This is a genomic window from Janthinobacterium sp. BJB304 (assembly GCF_002735765.1).
GTDB lineage: Bacteria > Pseudomonadota > Gammaproteobacteria > Burkholderiales > Burkholderiaceae_D > Janthinobacterium.
This window is the reverse complement of the sequence record NZ_PDZN01000003.1, coordinates 337,071-363,555: the sequence shown is the minus strand read 5'-3', so window position 1 is coordinate 363,555 and position 26,485 is coordinate 337,071. Positions and strand designations below refer to the sequence as shown.

Here is a 26,485-nt window from a genome sequence, read left to right as displayed (position 1 = left end):
GGGTGTACATGTCGGTCGTTGGCTTGTCGCCTGATTGTCACTCAGTTGTCACTTGGGCGACGATTATTGGAAGTTATCAGTTCAGTGACCATACTATACTGGCTTCTTTGCCGGGCCGCCCGCCGCGCCCGATTATTGCGGAAGACACATGCATACAACCACAACTGCCCCGCCATTGGCCAAGTCCGTGCCGGCGGCTCCCTCGCTTCATAGTTCCCAACAACAATCCGGTCTGGCCATGCACATCCTGGGCGCCGTCGCCTTCGTGCATTTGCTCAATGACTTGATCCAGGCATTATTGCCGTCGATTTATCCGATGCTGAAAGCCGAGTTTTCACTCAGTTTTACCCAGGTCGGCCTCATAACCCTGACGTTCCAGTGCACGGCATCGTTGCTGCAGCCCTGGATCGGCTTGTACACGGACCGCCGTCCGCTGCCATTCCTGCTGCCGGTCGGCATGTGCTTTACCCTTGCCGGCGTGCTGATGCTGTCCGTCGTCTCGACCTTCCCGACCCTGCTGCTCGCCGCCGGCCTGATCGGCGTCGGTTCCTCGACTTTCCACCCGGAAGCGTCGCGGGTGGCGCGCATGGCCTCGGGCGGGCGCTACGGCTTTGCCCAGTCCCTGTTCCAGGTGGGCGGCAACGTCGGTTCCGCCCTGGGGCCGCTGCTGGCGGCCGCCGTCATCGTGAACCGTGGCCACGGCAATGTCGCCTGGTTCAGCTTGCTGGCCGTGCTGGCCATCGGCGTGCTGTACAAGGTCAGCCACTGGTATAGCGGCCACCTGGCCAGCTTCAAGCCGAAGGCGGGCGGCCATGGCCCGAACTTGTCGCGCAACAAGGTGATTGGCGCGCTGGGCGTGCTGGCGCTGCTGGTGTTCTCGAAGTACATCTACATGGCCAGCCTGTCGAGCTATTACACGTTTTACCTGATCGACAAATTCCACCTGTCGCTCGGCGATGCCCAGCTCTACCTGTTCCTCTTCCTCGCCGCCGTGGCGGCCGGCACCTTCATGGGCGGCCCCATCGGCGACCGCATCGGCCGCAAGCGCGTGATCTGGATTTCCATCCTGGGCGCCGCGCCATTTACCCTGCTGCTGCCGTACGTCGACCTGTTCTGGACGGCCGTCCTGACGGTGATCATCGGCTTCGTGATTTCGTCCGCGTTTTCCGCCATCGTCGTTTTCGCGCAGGAATTGGTGCCGGGCAAGGTCGGCATGATCGCAGGCATCTTCTTTGGCCTGATGTTCGGCGTGTCCGGCATCGCGGCCGCCGCCATGGGCCACCTGGCTGATATCTCCGGCATCGCCTATGTGTATAAAATCTGCTCCTATTTGCCGCTGCTGGGCATTCTGACGGTGCTGCTGCCGCAGATCGAGCAGGCGAAAAAATAAGCGGGGGACGCGGGAGGGCTTGACGGCCCGCCCGCGTACATGCGATATTCGTCCCATGATCACTTTCATCCTCCCTCCAGTTTCTGCATCCGGCGCCGCTGCTGCGCTGTGTCCGTGCGCCTGGCCCCGTGAGGATGCGGCTGCGCGCCGCTGACGTTTTACTCCTCATTCGATGGCCACAGTGTTGAAAAACCTGTGGCCATTTTCTTTTTCCGCAGCGTTAATGAAAGCCCCGCATGACACTTCATCTGTACGATACCTATGCGCGCAGCCTGCGCCCGTTTGAACCCATCGCCCCGGGCCAGGCAGGCCTGTACGCGTGCGGCCCCACCGTCTACGATTACGCGCACATCGGCAACCTGCGCACCTACCTGTTCGTCGACGGCTTGCGCCGCGCGCTCGCGTTCAACGGCTTGCAGGTGCGCCACGTGATGAACATCACGGACGTGGGCCATTTGACGTCGGACGCGGACAGCGGCGACGACAAGATCGAAGCGCGCAGCGCCCGCAGCGGCAAGTCGGCCTGGGACATCGCCCTTGAATTTACCCGCGCGTTCGAGGACGATCTGCGCCAGCTCAATATCCTGCCGCCCACCGTCTGGTGCCGCGCCACCGACCACATCGCGGAGCAGATTGCCTTCATCCTCGACCTGGAAGCGAAGGGCTATACCTACCGCACGGACGACGGCATCTATTTCGACACGACGCGCCAGGACAGTTACGGCAAGCTGGCACGCCTGAACCGCGATGGACTGCAGGCGGGGAAAAGGGTGGGCCTTGGGGAGAAACGCGACATCTGCGACTTCGCGCTGTGGAAGTTCAGCGGCGTGCCGGGACAGCGGCAGATGGAGTGGGACAGTCCCTGGGGCCTGGGTTTCCCCGGCTGGCACATCGAATGCTCGGCCATGGCAGAAAAGCACCTGGGCGCGTATTTCGACATCCATTGCGGCGGCGAAGACCACGTGGCCGTCCACCACAGCAACGAGATCGCGCAAACGGAAGCGCGCCATGGCACGCGCCTGGCCAACTTCTGGCTGCACGGCGCCTTCCTCAAGACGCAGGATGCGAAGATGTCGAAATCCTCGGGCGACTTCCTGCGCCTGCAAAGCCTGGCGGAGCAAGGCATCGATCCGCTGGCCTACCGCTACCTGTGCCTGGGCGCCCACTACCGCAGCAGCCTCAACTTCACGGATGAAGCCCTGCGCGCCGCCAGCAGCGGCCTGGCGCGCCTGCGCGTGGCCGTGCATGGCCTGGGGGACGCAGGCGGCGAGGCCGATGCGACATGGCTGGCGCGTTTTAGGACCTGCGTCAACGATGACCTGAATTATCCGCGCGCGCTGGCCGTGACCTGGGAGCTGCTGAAAAGCGCGCTGCCCGATGGCGTGAAAAAGGCCACCATGGCCAGCTTCGACGCGGCGCTGGGGCTCGATCTGCTGGCCTGGCAGCCGGCGCAGGTGGAAGTGCCGCAGCCGGTGCTGGCGTGGCTGGCGGAACGGGCCCACGCCCGCGCGCAGCGCCAGTGGGCCGAGGCGGACCGCTTGCGCGAACTGGCGCGCGCGGCCGGCTACGACATCGACGATACGCCGCAGGGGCAACAGGCGCGGCCTTTGTGAAGATGTCCTGCATAATGGCCGCCTGATGAAACTGGAGATGCCGTGAAGCGTCGTTTGCTGTTGTTGAGTTGTTGCCTGGCCTTTTCTGCCGCCCGCGCGGCCAGCGAGTGTCCGGGCTTTCCCGTGCTGGCCACGTCAAGCGAAGCGCTGCTGGCGCAAGTGCGCGCGCTGCCGCCCGTCGGCATCGACCGCGAACGGCAGGCGTGCGCGCCGGCGACCGTCATCGATTTCGCCTACAGCGGCGGCACCTTGTGCCGCTTCGGCGACGACGGGGGAACGGTCGATGCCGCGACGGCCGCGGTCACGCGCCTGGCCGATGGCGGCGAACTGGTCGAATACCTGTATCTGTTCCCGTATGCGGCGGCTACGCATGCGCGTTTGCTGGCGCTGCTGGCCGCGCGTTTCAATCCAGTCGACAAGGCGGCCTGGCCCGCCTTCCTGCAGAGGACCACGCCAGGCAAGGAAACGACGGCCCTGTTCACCCATGGCGGCTATTATATTTCGCTGGGCAAGCCCACGGACGGCGGCCCCGCCGACTGGTATTCGAACGTGATCTTTGAAAAGATGGATAAACCCGCACTGGGCGTGCGCAAGGTGTGCCGGGAGGGGCGCGATGGCTGAAGCGGATGCCTTTCCGGCGGCCTTGGCCGGCACCGTGGCGCAGCTGCTGCCCGCACTGGGGAGCGGCCGGACACACCCGCCATTTGCCGTGCGCCAGGATGGCGAGGCCTTGCTGATCCCGGCGCGCACCTATTATGACCGCGAGCCGCTGCTGGCCTGTACGCGGCTGCCCGGCGACGCGGGCGTGCTCGCCCTGTGCCTGGGCACGCGCCACCATGACGGCCATCTGCGCGAAGCGTGTGCAAGACAGCTGTTGCTGCAGGAGCGGGCGTGGACGGTGCCCTTCGTCGTGCACCTGTGCGGCGAATACGTGCTGGAGATTGTCGAGGTCATTGGCGCGGCGCTGCCGGCCTGGAATGCCGATGCACTGGCGCGCTACCTGCGGGAGAACCCCGCGTATCTCGATACGCTGGAGCGGCGCAACGTCAGTTACTGGAACTGCTACTACCGCGGGCAGTATCCCGTGTGGGACAGCTACCCGGGACGCAGGACCATGGCGGCCCTGCGTGCGTTGCAGGCGCTTACGCCTCGATAAAGCGCATCTTGAAGCTGCGGCCCTTGATGTTGCCGAAGTCGCGGCCCAGGGTATTGCCCGCGTTCAGGCGCTTGAAGGCCGCTTCTGCCACCTTGCGGTCGAGCGCCACGTAGGTCATGAACTCGAACACGTTGATCTTGCCCACCTGTTCTTTCGTCAGGCCCGCATCGCCCGTCAGCGCGCCCAGCAAGTCGCCCGGGCGCAGCTTGTCCTTCTTGCCGCCCATGATGCACAGGGTGACCATCGGCGCCGGCAGCGCCTCCATCCCGTCATCTTCCGCCAGTTCCTTCAGGTCGTGCCATTCGGCGGCGCTGTTCTGGTATTGCTCGATCAGCTTGACCCATTTTTTCTCGTTCGGCGCGCACAGCGACAGGGCCAGGCCCTTCTTGCTGCCGCGGCCCGTGCGGCCGATGCGGTGGATATGCACTTCCGTGTCTTTCGAGACGTCGACGTTGATCACGGCGCCCAGGTCGGAAATATCGAGGCCGCGCGCGGCGACGTCGGTGGCCACCAGCACGGAGCAGCTGCGGTTGGCGAACAGCACGAGGATTTCATCGCGCTCGCGCTGTTCCAGCTCGCCGTACAGGGCCAGCGCGGAAAAGCCTTGCTGGCGCAATTCTTCGGCCAGTTCGCGGCAATGCACCTTGGTGTTGCAGAAGGCCAGGGTCGATTCCGGCTTGAAGTGTTTTAACAGCTTGCCGACGGCGCTGTTGCGCTCGTCGAAGCCGATTTCATAGAAGCGCTGCTCGATCTTGTCGTTGTCGTGCTGCGCTTCGACCGTCACTTCCAGCGGATTGACGAGGAACGACGCCGTGGCGCGGCGGATGTCTTCCGGGTACGTGGCCGAGAACAGCAGGGTCTGGCGGCGCGCCGGGCAGGCGCTGACGATGCCGGCGATTTCCTCGTAAAAGCCCATGTCCGTCATGCGGTCAGCTTCATCGAGCACCAGGGTCTGCACGTGATTCAGGTTGATGGTGCCGCGGCCCAGGTGGTCGCGCAAACGGCCCGGCGTGCCGACGACGATGTGGGCGCCGTGTTCCAGCGAGGCGATTTGCGGGCGCATCGGCGCGCCGCCCGTCAGGGTCAGGATCTTGATGTTGCCGGCCGCGCGGGCCAGGCGGCGCAGCTCATTGGCCACCTGGTCGGCCAGCTCGCGCGTGGGGCACAGCACCAGGCCTTGCACGGCAAACCAGGCCGGATTGAGCTTGTGCAGGATGCCGATGCCGAAGGCGGCCGTCTTGCCGCTGCCCGTTTTCGCTTGCGCGATCAGGTCGCGGCCATCGAGCACCGCCGGCAGGCTTTGCGCCTGGATGGTGGTCATCTCGTGGTAGCCGAGCGAATCCAGGTTGGCCAAAAAGGCGGGCGTCAGCGGCAGGCAGGAAAAAGAGGTGGTGGCGGATGTGGTGTTCATAAAGGGCGGAGCCGGTAAAAAGCGGGTGAATGGGCACAGTCTACAGGCGTTCTACGCCCTTGTGCGGATGGTGGTGTGGAAGCCGGCGGCGAACGGCCGCCGGCGTGGGGTACTAATTATCGGGCGCCCAGATGGGCAAACCGGTCAGATCGAGGCCGGCGTCGCGCGTCCATACGGGCAGGCCCGTGGCGTCGGTCGGCTCCAGCAATTCGAGCTGCACCTGCTTCAGCGCCGCCTTGCGCGCGCGCGCGCGGCGCTGCGGCTCCGGCGCCGGCTCTGGCGCCTCGAGCGCTGGCGGCGGACCGAAACCGGGCAAGTCGATGGTGGCGTTGTCTTTTTTATCTCTCATTTGCTAACCTCTGTCCCTGGCCTGCGAAGGCCAAGGGGCGGGCAAGGTGCTGCCCGCCTATGTCAATACGCTTTCACTTCATCCACAAAACAAAAGCCCGGCTACTGGAGTCGGGCTCATGGTTGGGATAACCTTCAGGAAAACTTGTCCTGCGGATTTAAGTGCGGCACGCAGTGTATCACAGGCGTGCCGCACCGTGGGTGGCTTATAACGCCTGACAAAACCGTAGCGAGCGGCAGTGAGTTGTGGCTGAGAAGCGCAACTGTGCTTTAGCACAGTGAGCATCGCAGGCCGCAAATCGCGACGCGCAGCAGGTTTTGGATGGCGTTTAGCGGAAGCTCAGGGCGCCCGTCAGGTCGCCCGGCGGCAGCGCGCCGCGTGCCGCAAACGCATCGTTGCGCACTTTCAGGCCTTCGAGCAGCGGCAGGTCGTGCAGGCGCGTGATCAAACGCAGGATCGACGTCGTGTCGTAGAAACTGTGGTCGACGGCGCCTTTTTTCGCGTACGGCGAGACGACGATGGCGGGAATGCGCGTGCCCGGGCCCCAGCGGTCGCCCTTTGGCGGCGCCACGTGATCCCACCAGCCACCGTTCTCATCGAACGTGATCACCACGATCATGTCCTTCCACTGCAGCGATTCCTTCAGATGCTGGATGACGTTGGCCACGTGCTGGTCGCCCGACTCGATATCCGAATAGCCCGCGTGCAGGTTCAGGTTGCCCTGCGGCTTGTAGAAGGTCACGGCCGGCAGCTTGCCCGCCACGGCGGCGGCGAGGAATTTGTTCGAGATCGGGCTGTCGCCCGTGCCGCCGTCGCGCAGGTGTTCGGCGCGCGCCGCCGTGCCGGGCGCGAACTGCTTGAAGTAGTTCAGCGGCTGGTGGTGGAACTGGAAGTTTGGTTTACTGCCGCCGCCCTTGTGGTCGAGCGCCGCTTGCCAGCCGCCGCCATACCATGCCCAGCTGACGCCCTTGCGCGACAGCAGGTCGCCGATGGTGTCGTAGGTTTGCGGCGGCAGCGTATTCGCGTCGGCCGGGTCGGCGTGCAGCGGGTCGCCGTCGAAGGCGGGGCGGATGTAGCTCGGTTGGTACGGCGGCGCCATGGTGTTGACGGCATAGCCGTCCGGCGTGATGGCGCCGTCGTTCACGTATTTCGGCTTGCCGTCCAGCGCGGAGGCGGGGCAGTCGGGCGAGATGGCCAGGCGCACGCCTTGCGGGCCGTCCGACAGCACGGCGATCTTTTTCTTCGCCGCCGTCTCGGCAGCATTGAAATATTCGTTGGCGCGGCCCGTGACGAGGAACTGGTGGTTCATATAGGAGCCGCCGAAGGCCGCCATGAAGAAGTTGTCGCACAGCGTGTATTGCTCGGCGATCTGCCACAGGTTCAGGTTTTTCGACGTTTCGCCGTAGTGGCCCATCACCAGGCCGCCGCTGTCGGCCCACGCGGCAAAGCCGTCGTTCTTGCCGCCGTTGATCTGCATCTGGTTGTTATAGAAGCGGTGCACGAGGTCGCGCGTGATGATGCTCTCGGGCAGGGGCTTGCCGGCCGCGTCGCTCAGTTTGTAGGGCGCGTTGGGCAGGCCGAAAATCTGCTCTTCCTTGATCAGGTAATCGATGCCGCCGATGTTTTGCTGGTTCGGCACCAGGCCGCCCCAAATCTTCGGCAGGGTAGTCAGCGGCTTGCCGTCGCGGTCCAGCTGCTGCGCCTGTTCCGCCGTGACGGCGGACAGGGGCGCGCTGGTGCCGGGGAAGTTGGCGAACAGGTTGTTGAAGCTGCGGTTTTCCAGGTAGATCACGACCACGTTCTTGACGTGCGCCTTGAGTTTCGCGTCGAGCGAACCCTTGGCGATGGTCTTCCTGGCTGGCGCGGCGTCGGCCAGCGCCGGCAGGCTGGCGGCCAGACCGACTGCGGAAGCAGCCTGGAAAATGCGCCGGCGCGAGGGATTGGCGGGTTGGTCGGCCGGATCGGCTGGCAGGGCGGGGGCGAGGTCCTTCACACATTCTCCTTGGGTGTCTCTGTGGCACGGGCCACGGTGCTGCCCGTGAAGCGGAAAATTGTATCACCGGCCCCTGGATAATGTGAAATATTCGCCCCGCCCCTTCAGCGCGTCAGAACTGGTAGCGCACGCTCAAGGCCACCTTGCGCGCCGGGCCATGCATGCCCGAGTACCACCAGTCCGACACGGAAGCCGTGTACTGCTTGTCGAACAGGTTGGCCACGTTCACGGTGGCCGACAGCTTGTCGTTGACGTCATAGCGCGCCATCAGGCTGGCCACCGAGTACGCCTTCTGTTCCCAGTGCAGGGTACTGTTGATCTGCCACGCGTCGATGTCGGAATACACGCGGCTTTGCCAGTTCACGCCGCCGCCCACCGTCAGGCGATTGAGCTCGCCGGGCAGCCGGTAAGTGGTCCACAGTTTCACCAGGTGGCGCGGGAAGGTGGTCAGGATCGCCTTGCCGGTATTGTTTTCCGTCTGGCTGTAGGACCACGAAGCCGAGATGTTCCAGTCCGGCGTCAGCGCGCCCGTCGCTTCCAGATCCACGCCCTGGGTCTTGGCGCCCTTGATGGTGCGGTTGGCGGGATTGTTCGTGCCCGGGACGGTGTAGCCGGGGTCCGATTCGGCCAGGTTGCTCTGGCGGATCTGGTACAGCGCGGCGGCCGTGTTCAGGCGGCCATCGAGCCAGCTGCTCTTGATGCCCGCTTCGAACGTCTTGCCCTCGCGCGGCGCCAGCAGCTTGCCGTAGCGGTCTTGCTGGGCTTGCGGCTGGTAGATGGTGGAATAGCTGGCGTAGGCGCTGTGCGTGCCGTCGATGTCGAACACCAGGCCGCCATACGGCGTGAAGACGCGGCTTTCCGAGGCTGGCGACGCGCTGTAAAACGGCACGGAAGGCGCGTCCGAGATGTAGTTCTCGCTGTAGCGCAGCACCTTGGCGCCGGCGATCAGTTTCAGGCGCTCGGAAAGGTTGAGGCGCGTGGCGGCATACGCGCTGGCCTGGCGGCGCGTGCTGTCGTAGGTGACGTAGGTATCGCCAAACGCGGGCGTTGCCAGGCGATTCCAGCGGTACAGGTTGACGCCGCTGCCCTGGATGCTCCAGTCGAAGCGGCCATCCGTCTTGCTCTGGAATTGGCTGTAGTCCATGCCCAGCACCAGCTCGTGCTGGCGGCCGAAGGCGCTGAATGGCCCGCGCACGTTGACGTCCACGCTGTTGACCTTCAGCTGGTAATCGCGGTAGTCGGCGCTCAAGCGCAGGCCATCGCCCGTGGCCTGGTCGGGGAAGCTGGCGCTCACGTTCATGTAGACGGCGCGCTCCTCCTGCGACGACTGCACGCGGTTGGCCGAGATTTTCAGCTTCCAGTCGTTCGCCAGCGCGTGCTCCACGGTGGCGAAGATGTCGGTTGAATTGGTGTTGAAGCGATTCGACCTGGCCGCCGGGCTGAAGGAGCGGGGCAGGTCCGTCATGGCGCCATTGCTGTAGAACAGGGGGAAGCCCAGGTAGGAGAGGGAACCGTCCGAGCGCTTGCGCTGGTGCGTCACGCCGGCCGTCAGTTTCGTGTCGCTGGACAAGTCCGCCTCGACCACGCCGTAGACCACTTTCTTGTCGCGGCTGTAGCCGTCGATGATGCTGTCGCCTTCCTCGTACACTGTCACCAGGCGGCCGCGCACCGTGCGCGCCTCGTTCAGCGGACCCGAGATGTCGGCCATGGCGCGCCGCTCATCGTAGGAGCCCAGCTCGCCCTCGACGGCGGCCTGGAACTGCGCCGTCGGCTTCTTGCGCACCATGTTGATGGCGCCCGAGGCATCGCCCGCGCCCGTCATCAGGCCCGAGGCGCCGCGCAGCACTTCGATGCGGTCGTACAGCGCCATGTCGGCCAGGCTTTGCGACGGTATCGCGTCGAGGCCCAGGTTTTCCGAATGCGTGCTGACGCCGTCGAGCTGGTAATTGGTGATCGAATAGCCGCGCGAGGTAAAGCCCGTGCGCTCGCTGCCCAGCGAGAACAGGGTGATGCCCGGCGTTTGCGCCATCACTTGCGCGATCGTGCTCAAGCCCTGGTCCTGCATGCGCTGCTGCGTGATGACGCTGACCGACTGCGGCGTTTCCCTGATCGACAGGCCCAGCGGCGTGGCAGTGGCGATCGGCAGGGCGGAGACATACGCGCCCGAGCCTTCGGTGGCGTCCTGCTGCGCCTTGACCGACACTTCCGGCATCATGGCGATGGCCTCCGCGCCGGATTCCGTCGGGGCCTGGGCCGGGCGCAGCACGTAGCTGCCATTGGCGCTGCGCTCGGCCTTCAGGCCCGTGCCGCGCAGCACGCCGTTCAGGGCGGCCAGCACGTCGTGGCGGCCGCTCAAGCCGGCCGACGTCTTGCCGCGCGTCTGCTCCGGCGTGAAGCTGAGGATGACCCTGGACTGGCTGGCGACCTGGCGCAGCGCCGCCGCCAGGTCGCCGGCCGGCACCTGGAAGTCGAGGCTGGCCGCAGCGGCGGCCGCGCTTTCCTGCGCCAGGGCTGGCGCGGGAATATTCAGCAGCAGGGCCGAACCGATGAAGACGAGCTGGATGGCATACGCCATGGGTTTGATACGCGGCTTGGAATGAATGGCAGGAGACATGGTTACCTTGTGGTGTAGTCGTCAAAAAGAACGTTGCCTACACAGGTCACGCGAGAATCGAAAACGGGTACCTTTTTTTTGCGCTGGCGTCAAAATACATGTTCAGCGCTGCCGCCGCGCTTCCACCTGCACCCAATAGCGCGTGCGCAGGCGCACGTCCACCGGCAGGGAATCGGGCAGCGACAGCAGCACGGCGTCCAGGTCGGCCAGCGGGAAGACGCCGGAGATGCGCAGGCCGGCCACCGCGTCGTCGCAGCCCAGCAAGCCGTGGCGGTAGCGGCTCAATTCATGCAGGAAGTCGCGCAGCGGCATGGCGTCGGCCAGCAGCAATCCCTGCCGCCAGGCCCAGATGTCGGGCGAGACGGCGTGCGCGGGTCCGATGCTGCGCGCGGTCATGCCGCCGCCCTGGCCGGCCTGGATCACGAGACTGCCATCGCCCTGGCGCGGCATCAGCCGCACGGCGCCTTCCTCGACGGCGACCAGTGTGCTGCCCTCGGCCTGGCGCACCGAGTAGCGCGTGCCCAGCGCCTGCGCGTGGCCTTGCGCCGTTTCGACGAGGAAGGGGCGGTAAGGCCGGCCCGTTTCGCGGGCGGTGGCGATGAAGACTTCGCCCCGCACCAGTTGCAGCAGCCGTTGCGTGTCCGTGTAGCGGATGTTGACGGAGCTGCCGCTGTTCAGATGCAGGCGGCTGCCGTCGACCAGGGTCAGCTCGCGGCGTTCGCCCACGCCGGTGGACAGGTCGGCCAGCGCGGCGCGGGCCATGCCGGGCGCATATTCCGAGCGCGCGCCGAACCAGCCCGTGATGCCGATGGCCGATACCCACGCCAGCAGCCGCAGGCTGCCGCGCCGCGAGGCGGAACGCGAGAGGGGACTTTGCAGCAGCGCCTTGCGGCTGGCTGGCCCATCGAGTTCGCGCAAGCCGCCGCTGACGCTTTCGATGTGACGCCATGCCCGTTCATGGTCGGGGTGCGCCTGGCGCCACTGCTGCCACGCCGTTTTTTCCGCCGGCGTCGTTTCGCCGCTCATCAGGGTGGTCAGCCATTCGGCCGCCTGCATGGCGATGGCCAGGTCGATGGGCTGGCCCTGGGCGTAGACGGTGGCGCCGCGCATGTCAGGGCGCGGCAAAATCGGGCACGGCAAAAAAGCACAGCAAGTTGCCCTTGCTCAGGTATTTTTTGACGGAATGTGTGGTGGTGCCCAGTTCGGCGGCGATTTCGGCATAGCTCATGCCGTCCAGGTGGGCCAGCAGGAAGGCGGCCCTGGCCTTGGCGGAGAGCCGGTCCAGCGCGCGGTCGACCAGCTGCAGCGATTCGAGCAGGATGGACATCGCTTCCGGCGACGGCGTGCTCGCTTGCGGCTGGTGCCGCAGGGCGTCGAGGTAGGCGCGTTCCAGTTCTTCGCGCCGGCAGTGGTTGGCCAGCAGGCGCTTGGCGATGGTGGCCAGGAAGGGGCGCGGCTGCGCGATCCCGGCACTGCTGCGCGCAACGAAGATCTTGAGGAAGGTATCCTGCGCCAGGTCGCCCGCCAGCCCCGCATCGTGCAGGCGGCGCTTCAGCCAGTGCAGCAGCCACGAGTGGTGCTCGGCGTACAGGTCCTGGAATTCGGACGGCGGGGAAGGGGCGGACAGCATGCGGACGGGATGGAATATCTTAATCTAAATGAGAATTGTTCTCATTATAGCGCAGCGGCGCCCGCCAGGCAATGAGGAAAACGCGGCGTTGCTGAAATGCGACTGCGCGCCCGGGCCGCGCGCGGCCCGGGCTTTGCGCCTGCGCACGGCAGATGTAAAAGTTTCCTTGGCGCAAGCTTTCATGTGAGAAAATGCGGGCTGTCGATGTGGTGCGGAGCGGAGCGAAAAATGATGTGGATGGTTGGCGGTGCCCTGGTTCTCCTGGTCGCCAGATTTTTATGGTTGGCCTATTTCCATCGGGTCAACGCGATGTCGCGCCAGGCGGAAGTGATGAACTGGATTGACATCGGCCGGGTGTCGAATGCCGATGGCGGCAAGGATATTCTGTTGGCGAGAAACGAGCGCGGTGCCCGGATCGACTGGCGCACGGGGGAAGTCTGGCTGATGAACCCCAAGGTGGACGAGCCGTTTGCCGATTTTCTCGCCGTCGAGCGCTGGCTGACTATGCGCGACATGCCGGCGGCGAACAAGCCGGCCGCCGCTGCGCCTGCGCCAGTGGAGCCGGAGCCGGAAGCGGCGCCCGACGCCGGCCCCGAGCGCGATACCTTGCCTGCTTTCCAGCAAAAGGTCGATGCATGTTTGGCCAAGGCCGAGGGCGGACAGGAATTGCTGGAAACGAAGCAGGCGTTCGAGGCGGGCAGCGAGCCTTATCTCGAGGCGTCGACGGAGTTGAGCAAGACGGCGCTGGAGCTGGAAGTGTCGCCGGCCATGGTGGCCACGTTTCATATCAGCGCGTTTGCCGCCCTGGCCGAAACGGCGGGCGCCGACAAGCTGGAACGGGTGGCGGCCAGCCTGCATGCGGCGGCCAGGCAGATCAGGGCCAGCGTTAGCGCGTAAAGGCATGCGCCGGCCCGGAATGAAAAAACCGCTGACTCCCTTGCAGGAATCAGCGGTTTTTATGTATTGGTTGCGGGGACAGGATTTGAACCTGTGACCTTCGGGTTATGAGCCCGACGAGCTGCCAGACTGCTCCACCCCGCAGGCGAATTATAACCGAGTTTGCTGCATTGCGAAAGAGCGGATGGAAATGAAGGATATTTGGCTTGCAGGATGGCCCTTGAGATACTGCGCCGCAATGGAAAAAGCCGCCGATTCTCTTGCAAGAATCAGCGGCTTTTCGGTGTCTGGTTGCGGGGACAGGATTTGAACCTGTGACCTTCGGGTTATGAGCCCGACGAGCTGCCAGACTGCTCCACCCCGCAGGCGAATTATAGCGGGGTTTGCTGCAATGCGCAATGGCCGGGTTTCAGACCCTCGATTACGCCGCCGCCAGGCGCCACAGCGAGGTGATTTCCTGCGAGCGTGCCGCGTGCAGGCTGTCGGTGGCGTCCTGCGCGCGCGGGTGCGTGGGTTTCACGTCCAGGCGGCCGACGACCTTCAAGCCTGCCTGCTCTATCCATTCGAGCAATTGCGCGCGCGGGCGCAGACCCAGGTGCTCGGCCAGGTCCGACAGGATCAACCAGCCTTCACCGTTGGCTTCCAGGTGTTCCGCCAGGCCGGAAAGGAAGCCGCGCAGCATGCGGCTGTCCGGATCGTAGACGGCGTATTCGATCGGCGAGCTTGGGCGGGCCGGCAGCCATGGCGGATTACATACCACGAGCGGCGCGCGGCCGGCGGGGAACAGGTCGGCCTGCACCACCTCGACCTTGTCCTGCAAGTCGAGGCGGGCCAGGTTTTCGCGCGCGCAGGACAGGGCGCGCGGGTCCTGATCGGTGGCGACGATGCGGGCGACGCCGCGCTGCGCCAGCACGGCGGCCAGCACGCCCGTGCCGGTGCCGATGTCGAAGGCCAGGCTGGCGCGCGCGGGCAGCGGCGCTTCCGCCACCAGGCCCACGTATTCGCCGCGGATGGGCGCGAATACGCCGTAATGCGGGTGGATGCGCTGGCCCAGGGCCGGCAGGTCCACGCCCGTGCGGCGCCATTCATGCGCGCCGATCAGGCCCAGCAGCTCGCGCAGCGAGGCGACGAACGCTTCCTCGCCGCGGCCATACGCTTCATTGCAAGCCAGTTTCACGTCCGGAGCGCGGCGCAGCGGGATCGTGTAGTCGGCATCGAACGGCAGCAGCAGCATGGCCAGGGTGCGGGCGCGCTGCGACTGCGCCTGGCGGTGCAAATGGAACGCTTCCGTGGCCGATGGTTCCGGCTTGGCCAATTTGGCGGCCTTGGCCTTTTTGCTCGGTTTGTCGTTCTTGTGGTCGGCGCGCCGCGCCAGCGCCTGCAGCAGCTGGCGCGCGTTCTGGAAGTCGCCGCGCCACAGCATGGCCGTGCCTTCGCAGGCCAGGCGGTAAGCCTGGTCGGCCGTCGTGCGGTCATCGGCGATGACGACGCGCTTGGGCGGCGGCATGCCGCTTTCCGAGCGCCAGCGGGCCGAATGCTCGGCGCCGTTTTCGCTCCAGTGGATCTGCGGATGAACGGTAGGGGAAGAAGTGTCGGACATGGATTTCAATCGATAGAAGGGGGCGCGCGGCATGGTCGCCTGCGCAGGCCGTCTTCCATTATACGTCGCTGGCCGTGCTCTTAGCAGTGTCCGTGCCATAGGCGAGTGCCAGCGCGCGGGCGCGCGCCTGGTCTTCCGGCGTCGTCTCTACGGCTTTCTGGTCGGCTTTGACCGCCGCGTCCGGCTGCACCAGCTTGAGCAAACGCAAGCTCAGGCTGCCTGCCAGGTCGCCATCCTTGCCGCTGGCGCTGGCGCCATCGGCGTTGCTGTTGACGTTGTTATTAAAAATGTTGCTTTGCAATTGCTGGCCCAGCAGCTTGAGCAGGTCGTGCAGATTGCCGCCGAAGTGCGTGGCGGGCAACTCCTTGGCGGGCAGGGCGTCGTCTTCGGAGGATGTGGCTTCCGGCGTTTCACCTTGCGTTTGCTCAAGGACGCCCGCGCTGATGTTCGATTGATATTGCACTTCCACTTCGAAGTCGAAGGTTTGCCCATCGGCCGTCGTGATCTTGCCCTTGCCGATGAAATGCGCGTTTTCATCGAGGCTGAAGGCGGCCGCGCGGCTGCTGCCGCCTGCGCCCGAGACGCTGGCGCCAGCACTGCTGAAGCTGGAACCGGCTTGCAGGTCGACTGAATCGAAGGCGACGGCGGCGCCGTCGCCGAACAGCTGACGTGTCATGTTGCTCAGAAAATCCTGCGCCACGTCGACGGTGGCGTTGCCCAGCGCATCGGTCCGTTGCGACAGTCCCTTGGCCGACAGGTCCAGGCCATTCTTCGACAGCGCGACCACGTCTTGCGCCGTGCGCTGCATCAGGGGGGAAGCGGCCAGGCCGGCGCCCGTTTTAGGCGGCGTTTGCCCTGCCAGGGTATTGGCGGCGGGCTGGCGCGAGCCGGGAACGAGGGCGGGAAGCTGGGACATGAACAAATTCCGAATGAGTAAGTACTCAGTTAACGGCAGCCGTGCCCCATTCTTTAACCATTAGTGGTGGTGCGACCAGCTACCGTCCGCCGATTCCAGGTAGGACTTGACGGCATCGGCCTGGCCCGTGGCGTGGCGCTTGAGTTCGCCGCATGCGCAAATGCCCTGGTATGGCTGGATATGCGAGCAGGCGGAGACTTTTTGCAGGTAAACCTGCATGGATTTGTGACATTTTACGCACTTGAAGGTGAGGCTGCGGGCGGCTTTCATGGGGCTCCTTGAACTGTTGCGGGGCGTAGCGGGTAGTTACGCGAAGGCGGCGATTTTAACGCACTCCGGCCATCGTTACACGTTGTTGCATCTGCGCCACGCGCACGTCAACTGAATCCGCGCCATGACGTTGAGCGTATATAGGAGGTCGTCTGACCGCCATTGAAGAGGTAGCACCATGGACAAGCATGACAAGGAAAAGCCTGCACAGCCCGCCAAGGAGCTGGTCAGGAAGTGGCTGAAAGCGGAGCTGGAACAGCGCCGCCCCCCGCCCGACCCCGAGCAGATCCGCCGCGAACTGGGTTGGGATATGCTCAGGCTGTGCCGGGAGCCGGCCAGCCGCTAGCGACCTAGAGCACCGTCACCACGCTCTTGCCGCCTGAACCGGGCTTCACGAGGATACGGGTGGCGATGCGCTCCGTCATTTCCTGTACGTGCGAGATGACGCCCACCTTGCGGCCCATCGCTTGCAAGCCGTCGAGCGCATCCATGGCCACGCGCAGGGTTTCCGTATCGAGGCTGCCGAAGCCCTCGTCGATGAACAGCGATTCGACGCGCACGCGGTTCGAGGACAGCGAGGCCAGGCCCAGCGCCAAGGCCAGCGAGACGAGGAACGATTCGCCGCCCGACAGCGAATGCACGGAGCGCAGCTCGCCGCCCATGTCCTGGTCGCGCACCATCAGGCCCAGCGACGGCTTGTCCGGGTTGTCGATGCGTTCGAGCTGGTAGCGGCGCGCCAGCTGGTTCAAATGCGCGTTGGCATAGCCGAGCAGCACTTCCAGGGTGAATTGCTGCGCATAGTTGCGGAATTTCTTGCCGTCGGACGAGCCGATCAATTCATCCAGGCTGGCCCAGCGCCGCTCGATGACGGCTTGCGCCTCGATTTGCGCCAGCATCGCTTGCGCGCCGTGGCGCCGCGCGTCGTCCTGCGCGATCGCCAGGCGCAGCCGTGTCGCTTCCTGGTTGGCCGCCTGGCGTTCCAGCAGCAGCGCGTCGAGCGCATCCTGCAGCGCCGCCTCGTCCATTTCCAGTGCCTCCGGCGGCTGCTGCACATGCGCCGCCAACTGCTGCCGGCGCTCGGCCAGCACGGAAACGGCCGCCGTGTGGAGGTCGGCGATCGCTTGCAGGGCGTCGCGTTCGGCGCGCATGGTGTCCGGCGCGATGGCCAGATGCGCGCGCAAGGCGTCCATGTCGCCCGGCGCACGGGCCGGATGGGCATCCTGGAACTGGCGCAGCCAGCCGTGCAGGGCGGCGCTGGCGCCGTGTTCCTGTTCACGCAGGGCAGCCAGCCGCTGCGACAGCTGCACGCACGCTTCTTCCAGGCGCGTGCGCTGATGGCTGGCCGATTGCGCCGCCGTTTGCTGCTGCGTCAGCAGCTCTTTGGCTGCCGCGATGGCGCCTGCCAGCGCGCGTTCGACCTCGGCCACGCTCCGGCCCTGCCATAGCGCGTTGCGCTGCGCCTGCATTGTCGTGCGCTGCTTGTCGGCGGCGGCAAAGACGGCGTGGGCTTCCTGTGCCGCTTGCTGCGCCTTGGCGGCGGCCGGCAGCGCCGCTTCCAGTTGCGCGGCCAGGGTCGCCAGCGCGTGGCCGCGCTTGTCCTGGTCCGCCTGCTGCTTCAGCCATTGCCGGCTTTCCGATTCACGCGCGGCGCGGAAGTCGGCCGGGCCGGCGCGCCAGCTGTCTTTCCAGTCCTCGGCGCCGTCGGCGTCGGCGAACGCGCCATCGAGCTGCGCCAGCAAGGCGTCGAGCGCGGCGCGCGCCGTCGCGCCCTTGTCGGCGTTGCCCGCTTGCTGCGCTTGCAGCTGCGCCAGGCGCGCCTGCGCCTCGGCGGCGGTGCTGGTGCGGCGCGCGTGCTCGCTGGACGCCAGTTCGTGCGCCGCCTGCGCCTGCTCGCGCCGTACGCCGGCCTGGCGCAGCGCCGTTTCCTGCTGCGCCAGTGCCTGCAAGCCGGCCGCATTGGCCGCCAGCTGCTGCGCGAACCAGTCCGCGCGCCGGTTTTCGGGCGGCAGCTGCAGGGTATTGGCATGCGGCTGCCACTGCGCGAGCAAGCTGTCGATGGCGGGCGGCAGGGCCGCCAGTTCGGCCTCCGTTTGCGCCTGTTCGCGTGCCGTCGCGGCCAGCGCCGCCTTGTGCGTGGCCAGCCGCTCCAGATTGCCGCGCGCCTGCGTGCGGCAAGCCAGCACCTCATCCTGCAAGCTGGCCAGCATCGCCTGCAAGGCGTGGTCGGCGTGGCTGTACGGGTGTTCCAGCGCGCCGCAGACGGGGCAGGGCTGCCCGTCCTGCAAATTGGCCCGCAGCTGCTCCACGCTGGCCGCGCATGCCGCCTCCGCGCCTTTCAAGGATTTTTCCGCCTGCGCCAGGCGCGCTTCCAGCAGCGCCGTTTGCGCCGCTTCCGCCGCCCATGCCGTACTTTCCGTTTGCGCGGCCTGCGCCAGCTGGGCCGCCCTCGCTTGCCAGTGCGCCAGCGCCTGCTGCTGGCGCGCCAGTTCGCTCCAGGTCTTTTCCGCGCTGGCCAACGTGCGCGCGTGCGCCTCGAGCCGGCCGCGCTGTTCCTGCAGCCCCTGGCCATCGATGGCTTGCACGGCCGCTTGCGCCTCGCGCCGTTCCGCATCGCGCGCCGCCAGCACGGCAGCGGCGCTGGCCAGCGCCGCTTGCGCCGCCTGCGCGGCGTCAAAGGCCTGGCGCAGCTGCTGTCTTGACTCGGCCATGCTGGCGTCGGCCGCATCGGCTTGCGCGGCCGCCTGGCCGGCCTGGGCAAACAGTTGATCCCACAACTGCCACGATTGCGCCAGCGCCTGCCACTGCTGGTGCGATGCCAGCCACTGGCGGCCCGCTTCCTGTTCCGCTTGCGCGGCATGCTGGCGCTGCTGCAGCGCGTGCAGCGCGGCGCGCGCCGCCTCGTTGGCCTGGTCGGCGGCCAGGGCCCCATCTTGCGCCTGGCGATGCGCGGGCATGTGCGCCGCAATGCCGGCGTCGAGCGCCTTGGCCTGGTCGAGCGGGGGCGCGGCATCGCGCTGCGCCGCTTCCGTGGCAAGCAAGGCCGCTGCCGCCTGCTGCACGGCCTGCGCCAGCTGCGCTTCGCTGGCGATGGCTTGCGCCGCCTGCGCGCGCGACGCTTCCAGCGCGGCGCCCGTGCCGGCGACCTCGTTGGCCAGGCGCGCCACGTCGTCGACGAGGGGCCGCGCCGGCTGCAGCAATTCCCACTGCGCCAGCGCCGCGCGGCGTTCTTGCGCGGCGGTCCGTTCGGCATCGGCGTTATCGAGCGTCTCTTGCGCGGCCGTCACCTGGGTTTGCAGCTTGTGCGTCTCCTGGTGCCAGCGCTGCTGCAATTCCAGCACCGCCTTGCGCAAGTCGATGTGTTGCAGGGCGGTCTCGGCCGCGCCGCTTGACGCTTCGGTCTCGCTGCGCTCTTCCGGCGACAGCGGCCGCTGGTCGGCCAGCTTTTCGCCCAGCCGTTCGAGCACCTGCTTTTCCTTTTTCGCCCGCTCGAAGGCGCGCATGGAAATATCGGTATAGATGCTGCTGCCCGTCAGGGTTTCCAGCAATTCGCCCCGTTCATTGTCTTCCGTCTTGAGGAAGGTGGAAAACTCGTTTTGCGCCAGCAGCACGGCGCGCGTAAACTGGTCGAAGGACAGGCCGATGCGTTTTTCGATCTCTTCCTTTACTTCCGTCTTGGTGCCGCCGATGGGCTGCAGCGCGGGCAGCTGGTGCAAGCTCATGGCGGTGGCCTGCAGCGCCCCTTCCGCTTTGGTACGCGAGCGGCGCACGCTCCAGCGCGCGCGGTAGTGACCGCCATCGTTGCCGACGAAGTCCACCTGCGCGTAGCCGTCCGGCGTGCCGCGGCGCAGCAGGGTGCGCGTATCCTGCGCGTTGACGGTTTCCTTGCCCACGTCGGGCAGGGCGCTGCCCCGGCCCAATACCTTCAGCAGGCGCGGCGTGGCGTCGTACAGGGCCAGGCACAGCGCGTCGAGCAGGGTGCTCTTGCCCGCGCCCGTGGGGCCGCTGATGGCGAACAGGCCGGAGGACGCGAGCGGTTCCTGCTGGAAGTCGACTTCAAATTCGCCGGCCAGCGAAGCCAGGTTCTTGCCGCTGATTTTCAGGATTTTCATGCTGTTCTTTATGCTGATGCAGTCGCCCGACGGGTGCGCTTACAGATCTTTTTTCGCCTTGGCTTCTTCGGCCGCGTGTTTTTCGGCGGACGCCGCCGCTATGGCGGCTTCGCGTTTGGTTTCAAGGCCGGCATCGACCAGCGTCAGTTTGGTGGTGAAGAACAGGGCTCTGGCGGACCACAATTTGTTGATCATCTCTGTGTCATACGGAGAGAGGGAATGAATGCGCAATATTTGATCGGCATGATACACAATGCAGTTTTCATCGACGATTCTCAAGTTGTCGAGTGCGGGGAGGCGGCGGTACGCCCGGTTGCAGCTGAATGTGACGGGATGCCCTTCTTCCTTGCTGTATTTTTCCTCAAGCTCTTTCTGGAGCTGGTATGAGTCAGACCCTTCCAGCAAGACCGTGATGGCCGTCACTGTGCCGTCAGCCAGCTGCTCGGTGGTGACGACGCGCGGTTTGCCGAAATAGCTCCATTTACCCAGATAGCCATCGGCCACCGATTCCCCCGCCTTGATGCCGGTGCTCAGGTCCTTGAGCATGATGGGTTTCGACAGTTGCGACGCTGCTGTCTTTTCGGCCGGCATCGGGGGCGGGTACTCGGCGCTTGGGCCGCAACCGGCAAGCGATATGAGCAACGAAACGCCCAGCAGGGGGAAATGACGGATTTTCTTCATAAAACCTTTCAAATGGTACCGTGGGAGAATGGATTGTGGGCGTAATGCCCCTGGACGTCAGGCGCCGGGCAGCAGCAATTCGGCCAGGGCCGAGAGGAGTTCGGGCGGCGCTTCCTTCGCGTATTTTTGCAGGTACAGGCGGCGGAAGATGTCGTCGGGCTGCAGCTGGCCCAATTGGTCGAGCGTCATGTTCTCGGGCGCGCTGCTGCGCGCAGCGCTCGACGTTTCGATCTTCGCCAGGCGCACGCTCTTGCCGTCGAGCGCCGTTTCGATGCGCGTGCGCAGGCCCGGTTCGGGCGCCTCGAGGCGCACGCGCACTTCCAGGAACGGCTGCGCTTCGGCTGGAGCGTCCGGCACGTCGAGGGCGGCCAGCTGCACCAGCACTTCGGCTATGGGCGCCGGTGCGGCGGGCACGCGCAGCAAGGGCACAGCGCGCGGCACCTCGATGGCGCGCACGGATTGCAGCGCTTCGCCGTCGATGTCGAGGCACAGCACCTGGTGGCGGTAATTCACTTCCGCGAACGACAGCGGTATCGGGCTGCCGCAGTAGCGGATGTGCTCCTGGCCGCCCACGGCCTGCGCCTTGTGCAGATGGCCCAGCGCCGCATACGCGATGGACGTATCGAAGATCCCCGAGGGCAGCATTTCCGTGCCGCCGATGACGATGCGGCGTTCGGAATCGTTCGACATTTCGCCGCCCACCATGTGGCAGTGGCCCATGGCAACGATGGCTTGCCCGGGCCGGCGGCGCGCCAGCGCCAGGTCGGTCAATTGGCGGTACAGCAGGGCGATGCCGCCCAGGTAGGCATCCTGGGTGTCGCCGGCCGGCAGTTTCGGCACGTCGCCGGGGCGCAGGAACGGTACGGCCAGGCACCAGGCTTGCACTTGCCCATCGTTGCCGGTAAGCGGCAGCAGCAGGCGTTCCAGGTCGATCTGGCCATCGTCGCCGCGCAGCACATGGCCGATCACGTGCGTGCCATGCGCGGCCAGCAGGGGGCCGGGTGCTTCCAGCCGTCCCGCCGAATCGTGGTTGCCGGCGACGACGACCAGTTGCAGCGCGGGCAGGCGCGCGCGCGCCTGCTGCAGGAAGACATATAACTGCTTTTGCGAGGCGGCCGATGGGTTGGCGTTGTCGAATACGTCGCCCGCCACCAGCAGCACGTCGACCTGCTCCATCACGAGCGTGTCGAGCAGCCAGTCGAGGAAGCGCTGGTGTTCGTAACCCCTTTCAAAATTGTGCAGGGTCTGGCCCAGATGCCAGTCGGAAGTGTGCAGCAGGCGCATGGTGTGGCAAGGGTAGGGAAGACAGGCGCCAATATAGCTGAAATGAGGCAGGTACTGGAGAATTGAACGAATTTCGAAGAGCGTTTTCGATTTTTATCGATACATCCAGAGTGCCTGAAAAACGTTCAGGGCAAGGCGTAGTGCCGTAGGCAGTACGAATAGTACGGCAAGGCACTGCAACGCAGCCATGGACGTTTTCTCAGGTGCTCAAGTCGTCAGCACGCCGGCCCTGTAGGTATTACGCCCATCCTGCTTGGCCTGGTACAGCAGCACGTCGGCCCGCTGCAGCAGCACGGCGGGGGAAATGTCTTCGTCGCGGTAGAAGGCCAGGCCGATGCTGGCGGAAATGCGCACGGTGATGCCGTCGAGTTCGAACGGCTGCCGCATGGCGGCGACGATTTTTTCCGCCAGCACGGCCGCGTCGTCGGGCCGGGCGATCTGTTCCATGATGATGGTGAATTCGTCGCCGCCCAGGCGGGCGATGATGTCGGTGGCGCGCATGGTCTGCGTCAGGCGCTGAGCGAAGGCGCGCAGCAGGGCGTCGCCCGTGCCATGGCCGTGCGTGTCGTTGACGGGCTTGAAGCGGTCGATATCCATGTACATGACGGCCATCAGGTGCTGCTGCCGGCGGCTCGCGTGCATGGCGTCGCTGAGCTTTTGCTGGAAGCCGGCGCGGTTCGACAATCCTGTCAATGCATCGACCTGGGACAGCTTCAGCAGCCGCTGTTTTTCGCGCTTTTGCACGGTGATATCCTGGCGCATCACGTGAAAACCCACGACCTGCAGCCTGTCTTCGCCGATCTGCGGGATGTAGATCACTTCCATGCAGCGCTCTATGCCTTCCTTCTCGTCTTCTTCCTCGAAGCTCAAGGTTTCGCCGGCCAGTACTCTTTCGATATACGGCGCCACCGTGCCGTAGCGCGCCTCGCCCACCGTGTCGCGCACGCTCTTGCCCAGCGCCTGCCGCCCCGTCAGGCCGAATTCGCGTTCATAGGCGATGTTCAGGAAGCGGTAGACCTGGTCGGCGTCGATGTAGGCGATCATGGCCGGCAAGGTGTCGGCGATGGTGCGCAGCCGCGCTTCGCTTTCCAGCAGCGCCACTTCCGATTCGCGCAAGGTGGTGATGTCGTCCAGGCTGCCCACGTAGCCGTCGATCTGGCCGTCGATGAGGATGGGGGCAATTTTGACGGAGACCCAGACCAGCCTGCCGTCGCGCTGCAGGCAGCGCAGGGTGGACTGGAATGGCGCGTGGCTGCGCGTGAGCTGTTCCAGCGCCACGTGCATCAGCGGATAGTCGTCCGGGTGCAGGGCGCTGGTCCAGCCGGCGCCCAGCGCGGCGGCGCGCGGCAGGCCCGTGATGGCTTCGAAGGTGCGGTTGACGTAGGTGCAGCGGCGCTGACGGTCCAGGCGCACCAGCCCGAGCGGCGAGGCGTCGTTGACGGCGGCCAGCTCTGCCTGTTTCTGGCGCAGTTCCAGTTCCTGCTGGCGGCGCTGCGAGATATCCTCGGCGATGCACAGGATATGCTCGACCTGCTGGCGCTCGTCGAACACGGGCACGGAGACGGCGCGCAGGTAGCGCAGGCTGCCGTCAAGCAGGCGCAGCGGCTTTTCCGTATGGTCGATGACACCGCGCTCGGCCAGGATGGCGCGGTCGTCCTCGGCATCGTGCAGGCCGAAGTCGGGCGGAAAGGCCTGGCAATCGGTCTTGCCGATGACGTCGGCGGCCAGGTGGCCCGTGATGTCCTCGGCCGCCTTGTTCCACACTTCCATCCGGCCGAAGTTTTCCGGGCGCGCGCTTTTCACGTACACCAGCACGGGCAGGTGGTCGATCAGCGACTGCAGGAAGCTGCGGTTGTCCTGCAGCGCCAGTTCGTCGTGCTTGCGCGCGCTGATGTCGCGCGAGGTGACGGCCACGCCGTCGGCGATCGGCACCACCTGGTGGCGCAGCCAGCGCGTGCCGCCCGACGCCAGTTTCAGCTCGAATTCATCCTCCAGCGGCTGGCCCGTTTCCATCACCAGCACGAAGCGCTTGAAAAAGCGCTCGCCGCGCAGCAGCGGCACGCGCGGCAGCACGCGCTGGCCCAGCAGTTCGGAGCGCGGCTTGCCCAGCATATCGGCGGCCCGCTCGTTAATGTCGGCAAAGGTGAAATCTTCCACCGGCTTGCCCGGCGCGGGGCGCCAGGCTTTGAGCAGAAGTACGGCATCGAGGCTGGCCTGGTGCGCCGCGCGCAGCAGCGCCTGTGTTTCCTTGGCCTGGCGGATGCTGCGGCGCAGGCGCGCGCTCTGGCGCATCAGCAGCGCCGTAAAGCCGGCGATGAGCACGCTGGCGGCGAGCAGGGCGCCGATATACACCAGGCGGCGGTGTTCGAAGCGGGCCAGTGCCGTGGCGCGGCTCACTCCCACCACGGCGAGCAGCGGGTAGCGGGACAGTTCGTGGTAGCTGTAGATGCGCGCCGTCGCATCGACGGGCGGCTCGATCAGCAATTCCTCGGGCGCGTGCTGCGGCGGGCCCGGCATGCGGAAGTCGATGCGGTCGCTGAGGATCAATTGCTCGCCGATGCGCCCCACCGTCAGGCCGCTGTCGCGCGCCACCAGCATCAGCGCGCCATGCTCGTCGAGGTTCAGGCGGTCGTAGTCGTCGACAAAATACGTAGGGTCGACGTGGATGACGATGGCGCCCGCAAAGCGGCCCTGGCCATCGTTCAGGCGGCGCGCCAGGCGGATGGTCCAGTGCTTGCTGCCCGCGTCGAGCATGGGCGTGTCGACCAGGGCCGTGTCGGACGCATTGGCGGCCAGCGCCTTGAAAAATGCCTGGCCGGCCAGGTTTTCCGGCAGATACGCGTTGGCGCTGTCGATCACGTCGCCGCGCGCGTCGACGAGCGCGATCGGCAGTTCCAGCTTCGATGGCAGCACGCTGTCGAGCAAGCCCTGGCGGCGCGTGAATTCGTTCAGGCGCAGGGTGCCGTCCGTTTCCTCGTATTTGAGCTTGAACAATTGCGTGGCGTGGTCCGTTTGGCGCAGGGTGAAACTGGTATGGTCGGCCAAGGTACGGGCCAGCGACTGGCTGACGGCCACGGCGTCGCGCACGGCGCTGGCCCGTTCCTGGCCCACCTGGTACAAGACGGCCGCCCACAGCGCCAGCAGCAAGATGAGCGCGAACAGGGGTACCAGGCTGAGACGGTACAGGCGGCGGGCAAGGCGTTGCAGGGGTCTTGTTATCGCTATCACGGGCGCTTGCAGGCTAGGGTCATGGAAAGGTGAAGGGCGGCGTGGCGCGCATCATAGCCGAAATATGCTGACCTGCGCGCTGCCTGCTGCCCTAGCGTCTGTTCGTGGTCTGTCGCTGGGCTTATTTTGCGTTAAATCAAGAACCTGTGGTGCCGCGCACGCTAAAAAAAGCACGCCGGGGGCGGCACGGGCTTGCGCCGTGGCAGAAAAAGTACAATTGCGCCCCCATCCTCATTAAAATGGATGCTTCTTCCTCCCATATCGAAAGTTGTCATGCAGAGTAAAAAGCCCGACGCGGCAAGACTGGACAAGATCGTGGCCGAAGCGCGCCGCGCCGCCGACCAGCGCGAGAGCGGCTACCGCGAGCGCTCGCTGAAGATGTATCCGTGGGTCTGCGGCCGCTGCATGCGCGAATTTACGCGCGCCAACGTGCAGCAACTGACGGTGCACCACCGCGACCACAACCACGACAACAATCCGCCCGACGGCAGCAACTGGGAACTGTTGTGCCTGTATTGCCACGACAATGAGCACTCGCGCTATCTGGAAGCGGACCGTGGCGCCGGCCTGCTGTCGGCCGAGGTGGCGCCCGCCACGCACAATCCGTTTGCCGCGCTGGCCGGCCTGATCAAGAAGAAGGACTGAGCGGATCGCCGCTTCTCCATGCGCATCCTGCTGACCGAAGACGACCCGCAGCTGGGCCGCGCCACGCAAATCGGCCTGGAACAGGGCGGCTATGCCGTCGACTGGGTCACGAGCGCCGAACACGCGCACACGGCCGTGCGCCTGCACGACTATGGCTGCATCCTGCTCGACCTGGGCTTGCCGGGGCAGGACGGCATGCAGGCGCTGGGCGTGCTGCGCGATAACGGCTACAGCGGCGCCGTGCTGGTCGTCACGGCGCGCGACCAGGTGGGCGAGCGCATCGCCGGCCTCGATGCGGGCGCCGACGACTTTATCGTCAAACCGTTCGACCTCGACGAACTGGCCGCGCGCATCCGCAGCGCCTGCCGGCGCGCCGCGGGCCGCCTGCGCGAGCAGCTCGTGCACGGCGACCTGGTACTCGATATCGCGGACCGGCAGCTGACGCAAGGGGGCGTGCCCGTGATGTTAACCGTGAAGGAATTTCGCATCCTGCAACTGCTGCTGGAACATGGCGGCCGCGTGCTGAGCCGGGAACAGCTGGAGAAAAACCTGTACAGCTGGGGCGATGAAGTGGAAAGCAACGCCGTGCAAGTGCACATCCACCACCTGCGCAAGAAGCTGGGGCGGGACTTGATACGCACCGTGCATGCGGTCGGCTATTGCATCGACAAGCCCAAAGCGGCCTGACGGAAAAAAGGC

21 protein-coding genes and 2 tRNA genes are annotated in these 26,485 nt (G+C 65.7%); 8 read left to right on the top strand and 15 right to left on the bottom strand.

The window, feature by feature from the left end:
• Nucleotides 1-238 precede the first annotated feature (238 nt).
• The 4 genes from CSQ95_RS05680 to CSQ95_RS05665 all read left to right on the top strand — a co-directional run bounded on the left by CSQ95_RS05680 (nucleotide 239) and on the right by CSQ95_RS05665 (nucleotide 4,159).
• The gene (locus CSQ95_RS05680) at nucleotides 239-1,390 is read left to right on the top strand and encodes an MFS transporter (RefSeq protein ID WP_070223830.1); all 1,152 of its coding nucleotides are present in this window, start codon (nucleotides 239-241) and stop codon (nucleotides 1,388-1,390) included.
• Between the two features lie 236 nt (nucleotides 1,391-1,626).
• Complete coding sequence (gene cysS / locus CSQ95_RS05675; protein WP_099408814.1) at nucleotides 1,627-3,003, top strand: cysteine--tRNA ligase; 1,377 nt, start codon at nucleotides 1,627-1,629, stop codon at nucleotides 3,001-3,003.
• 42 nt (nucleotides 3,004-3,045) lie between these two features.
• The gene (locus CSQ95_RS05670) at nucleotides 3,046-3,624 is read left to right on the top strand and encodes a hypothetical protein (RefSeq protein ID WP_143449910.1); all 579 of its coding nucleotides are present in this window, start codon (nucleotides 3,046-3,048) and stop codon (nucleotides 3,622-3,624) included.
• Nucleotides 3,617-4,159 (top strand): hypothetical protein, encoded by a 543-nt coding sequence (locus CSQ95_RS05665; protein ID WP_070310473.1) that lies wholly within the window; start codon nucleotides 3,617-3,619, stop codon nucleotides 4,157-4,159. Before CSQ95_RS05670 ends, CSQ95_RS05665 begins: the two co-directional genes overlap by 8 nt.
• On the opposite strand, the gene dbpA is transcribed toward CSQ95_RS05665, so the two are convergent.
• The 6 genes from dbpA to CSQ95_RS05635 all read right to left on the bottom strand — a co-directional run bounded on the left by dbpA (nucleotide 4,146) and on the right by CSQ95_RS05635 (nucleotide 12,156).
• Nucleotides 4,146-5,570 carry an ATP-dependent RNA helicase DbpA gene (gene dbpA, locus CSQ95_RS05660; RefSeq protein WP_099408812.1) on the bottom strand — a complete coding sequence of 475 codons (1,425 nt, stop codon included), beginning with the start codon at nucleotides 5,568-5,570 and terminating at the stop codon, nucleotides 4,146-4,148. The two genes, CSQ95_RS05665 and dbpA, sit on opposite strands and share 14 nt — an antisense overlap.
• A 112-nt stretch (nucleotides 5,571-5,682) precedes the next feature.
• Nucleotides 5,683-5,919: a hypothetical protein gene (locus tag CSQ95_RS05655; RefSeq protein ID WP_099408811.1), complete on the bottom strand. Its 237-nt coding sequence runs from the start codon at nucleotides 5,917-5,919 to the stop codon at nucleotides 5,683-5,685.
• Between the two features lie 328 nt (nucleotides 5,920-6,247).
• Nucleotides 6,248-7,912, bottom strand: coding sequence for an acid phosphatase (locus tag CSQ95_RS05650; RefSeq protein ID WP_099408810.1), 1,665 nt, complete (start codon nucleotides 7,910-7,912; stop codon nucleotides 6,248-6,250).
• Between the two features lie 112 nt (nucleotides 7,913-8,024).
• Nucleotides 8,025-10,526, bottom strand: coding sequence for a TonB-dependent receptor (locus CSQ95_RS05645; RefSeq protein WP_099408809.1), 2,502 nt, complete (start codon nucleotides 10,524-10,526; stop codon nucleotides 8,025-8,027).
• A gap of 102 nt (nucleotides 10,527-10,628) precedes the next feature.
• A complete protein-coding gene (locus tag CSQ95_RS05640) occupies nucleotides 10,629-11,636 on the bottom strand; it encodes a FecR domain-containing protein (protein ID WP_099408808.1) in 1,008 nt (335 codons plus the stop codon).
• A 1-nt stretch (nucleotide 11,637) separates the two neighbouring features.
• Complete coding sequence (locus CSQ95_RS05635; RefSeq protein ID WP_099408807.1) at nucleotides 11,638-12,156, bottom strand: sigma-70 family RNA polymerase sigma factor; 519 nt, start codon at nucleotides 12,154-12,156, stop codon at nucleotides 11,638-11,640.
• Between the two features lie 330 nt (nucleotides 12,157-12,486).
• Between CSQ95_RS05635 and CSQ95_RS05630 the strand changes: the two genes are divergently transcribed.
• The gene (locus CSQ95_RS05630; protein ID WP_143449909.1) at nucleotides 12,487-13,053 is read left to right on the top strand and encodes a hypothetical protein; all 567 of its coding nucleotides are present in this window, start codon (nucleotides 12,487-12,489) and stop codon (nucleotides 13,051-13,053) included.
• Nucleotides 13,054-13,120: 67 nt separating this feature from the next.
• Here the strand turns inward: CSQ95_RS05630 and CSQ95_RS05625 are convergent.
• The 5 genes from CSQ95_RS05625 to CSQ95_RS05605 all read right to left on the bottom strand — a co-directional run bounded on the left by CSQ95_RS05625 (nucleotide 13,121) and on the right by CSQ95_RS05605 (nucleotide 15,839).
• A tRNA-Met gene (locus tag CSQ95_RS05625) sits at nucleotides 13,121-13,197 on the bottom strand.
• Nucleotides 13,198-13,341: 144 nt separating this feature from the next.
• A tRNA-Met gene (locus tag CSQ95_RS05620) sits at nucleotides 13,342-13,418 on the bottom strand.
• A gap of 56 nt (nucleotides 13,419-13,474) precedes the next feature.
• Nucleotides 13,475-14,653, bottom strand: coding sequence for a class I SAM-dependent methyltransferase (locus tag CSQ95_RS05615; RefSeq protein WP_180278962.1), 1,179 nt, complete (start codon nucleotides 14,651-14,653; stop codon nucleotides 13,475-13,477).
• Between the two features lie 58 nt (nucleotides 14,654-14,711).
• Nucleotides 14,712-15,569, bottom strand: a complete 858-nt coding sequence (locus CSQ95_RS05610) for a hypothetical protein (RefSeq protein WP_099408804.1) — start codon at nucleotides 15,567-15,569, stop codon at nucleotides 14,712-14,714.
• Nucleotides 15,570-15,629: 60 nt separating this feature from the next.
• The gene (locus CSQ95_RS05605; RefSeq protein WP_034755039.1) at nucleotides 15,630-15,839 is read right to left on the bottom strand and encodes a hypothetical protein; all 210 of its coding nucleotides are present in this window, start codon (nucleotides 15,837-15,839) and stop codon (nucleotides 15,630-15,632) included.
• A 178-nt stretch (nucleotides 15,840-16,017) separates the two neighbouring features.
• Between CSQ95_RS05605 and CSQ95_RS29600 the strand changes: the two genes are divergently transcribed.
• Nucleotides 16,018-16,185, top strand: a complete 168-nt coding sequence (locus tag CSQ95_RS29600; RefSeq protein WP_166449232.1) for a hypothetical protein — start codon at nucleotides 16,018-16,020, stop codon at nucleotides 16,183-16,185.
• Between the two features lie 4 nt (nucleotides 16,186-16,189).
• On the opposite strand, the gene CSQ95_RS05600 is transcribed toward CSQ95_RS29600, so the two are convergent.
• The 4 genes from CSQ95_RS05600 to CSQ95_RS05585 all read right to left on the bottom strand — a co-directional run bounded on the left by CSQ95_RS05600 (nucleotide 16,190) and on the right by CSQ95_RS05585 (nucleotide 25,141).
• Complete coding sequence (locus tag CSQ95_RS05600; RefSeq protein ID WP_099408803.1) at nucleotides 16,190-19,948, bottom strand: AAA family ATPase; 3,759 nt, start codon at nucleotides 19,946-19,948, stop codon at nucleotides 16,190-16,192.
• A 39-nt stretch (nucleotides 19,949-19,987) separates the two neighbouring features.
• Nucleotides 19,988-20,629 (bottom strand): hypothetical protein, encoded by a 642-nt coding sequence (locus CSQ95_RS05595; protein ID WP_099408802.1) that lies wholly within the window; start codon nucleotides 20,627-20,629, stop codon nucleotides 19,988-19,990.
• Between the two features lie 57 nt (nucleotides 20,630-20,686).
• Nucleotides 20,687-21,913, bottom strand: coding sequence for an exonuclease SbcCD subunit D C-terminal domain-containing protein (locus tag CSQ95_RS05590; RefSeq protein WP_099408801.1), 1,227 nt, complete (start codon nucleotides 21,911-21,913; stop codon nucleotides 20,687-20,689).
• Nucleotides 21,914-22,120: 207 nt separating this feature from the next.
• The gene (locus CSQ95_RS05585; protein WP_257217959.1) at nucleotides 22,121-25,141 is read right to left on the bottom strand and encodes a PAS domain-containing protein; all 3,021 of its coding nucleotides are present in this window, start codon (nucleotides 25,139-25,141) and stop codon (nucleotides 22,121-22,123) included.
• A 273-nt stretch (nucleotides 25,142-25,414) separates the two neighbouring features.
• Between CSQ95_RS05585 and CSQ95_RS05580 the strand changes: the two genes are divergently transcribed.
• The gene (locus CSQ95_RS05580) at nucleotides 25,415-25,786 is read left to right on the top strand and encodes a YajD family HNH nuclease (protein ID WP_034755042.1); all 372 of its coding nucleotides are present in this window, start codon (nucleotides 25,415-25,417) and stop codon (nucleotides 25,784-25,786) included.
• Between the two features lie 18 nt (nucleotides 25,787-25,804).
• Nucleotides 25,805-26,473, top strand: coding sequence for a response regulator (locus tag CSQ95_RS05575; RefSeq protein WP_099408800.1), 669 nt, complete (start codon nucleotides 25,805-25,807; stop codon nucleotides 26,471-26,473).
• The last annotated feature ends 12 nt before the right edge of the window (nucleotides 26,474-26,485 follow it).